Annotated in this window: 4 protein-coding genes; all 4 read left to right on the top strand. The window is 39.9% G+C overall.

The genetic code is table 11. The features are described from left to right. Positions 1-287 (top strand): DNA methyltransferase (locus tag QZL64_RS04360; RefSeq protein WP_296309314.1); only part of this gene is annotated, 287 nt, incomplete at its 5' end. Continuing rightward, positions 288-497, top strand: a complete 210-nt coding sequence (locus QZL64_RS04355; protein ID WP_021840779.1) for a hypothetical protein — start codon at positions 288-290, stop codon at positions 495-497. Positions 498-584: 87 nt separating this feature from the next. Then, positions 585-818, top strand: coding sequence for a hypothetical protein (locus QZL64_RS04350; protein ID WP_296309311.1), 234 nt, complete (start codon positions 585-587; stop codon positions 816-818). After that, the gene (locus tag QZL64_RS04345; RefSeq protein WP_021840777.1) at positions 802-1,206 is read left to right on the top strand and encodes a dUTP diphosphatase; all 405 of its coding nucleotides are present in this window, start codon (positions 802-804) and stop codon (positions 1,204-1,206) included. Before QZL64_RS04350 ends, QZL64_RS04345 begins: the two co-directional genes overlap by 17 nt. The last annotated feature ends 18 nt before the right edge of the window (positions 1,207-1,224 follow it).

Genomic DNA, 1,224 nt, shown 5'->3' with positions numbered 1-1,224 from the left:
ACTGGCAGGAGTGGCAACGTGATGGGAAGGATGTCCCGAAAATTCACCCAACGCAAAAGCCGGTTAATGTAATCAAAAAACTGATTGAAATCTACACCGACCCCGGCGACGTGGTAATTGACCCGGTGGCCGGCAGTGGTACAACGTTACGAGCAGCCCGAGAATTAGGCCGCCATAGTTATGGTTTCGAGGTTTACAAGCCATTTTATGAAGCGGCAAAAAAAGAAATGATAAACCCGAAAATCTTTGAAGATAAACAAATAGACTTATTTGAAGGGGTGATGTAAATGAGTAAATTTCCGGAGTGGTTAGAAAACACTCATCGATATAGAGAAACTGACGATTTTAATTGCTACCGGATAACCGGCGAAACGCGCGAGGTTGTTCCACCGGTGCGCATTAACTATAAGAATAGTGCGATGCCTGATGAAATGTTTAAAAAACACCGAGAAGAAATTATTCGGACTATACCGGATTATGTACATGTTGCGAATTAAAAAGTGAAATTCGGCGCCTTATGCGCATTGGTTGTACGCGTTGGTGCTATGGGTGCCACGCGAAATATTAACGAAATAGGGGGAATTATGAGCGTATTTGAAGTTATTAACGTTCTAGATATTGTCGATATGATTGTAGATTTTGAAGAAATTCCACTCAATGGAAGAACGGTAAAACTAAGGAATGAAATTAAATACAAAGAGTACGATTTATATCTAGGCAAACCGGGAGCATTGAAAAGATTAGAAGAAGCAGTAAAAGCATATTATCAATACGGAATCGAATGCAGAAAGAAGGCACAATATGAAACTGAAATTTAAGAAATTAAGAGATGTAAAAACGCCTACATATGGAACGGAAGGCGCTGCATGCTTTGATTTTTATGTCCCAGATGACATTGAATATAAGTTAATGAAAGGTTATGACACAGGCATAAAAGTGCCGTTAGGGTTAGAGGTCGAAGTGCCAGAGGGTTATGCATTATTTATTGTGCCACGTAGTAGCATAGGCGTAAAAACACCGTTAAGACAGTCAAATAGCGTAGGGATAATTGATAGTGATTACCGTGGAGAAATTGCAGTAATTTTAGATAATTTAAGCGGTAAATCGTGGATTGTTGGAGCAGGTGAAAGAGTAGCACAAGGATTTGTTTTACCAGTACCAACTGTGAAATTTGAAGAGGTTGAGGAATTAAGCGAAACAACGTAACAGAGCCGTGGGAATATC

Source organism: Veillonella sp. CAG:933 (genome assembly GCF_000431435.1).
Lineage (GTDB): Bacteria > Bacillota > Negativicutes > Veillonellales > Veillonellaceae > Veillonella_A.
Note: the sequence above shows the minus strand (reverse complement) of the source record. Positions and strands in the feature narration are given on the sequence as shown.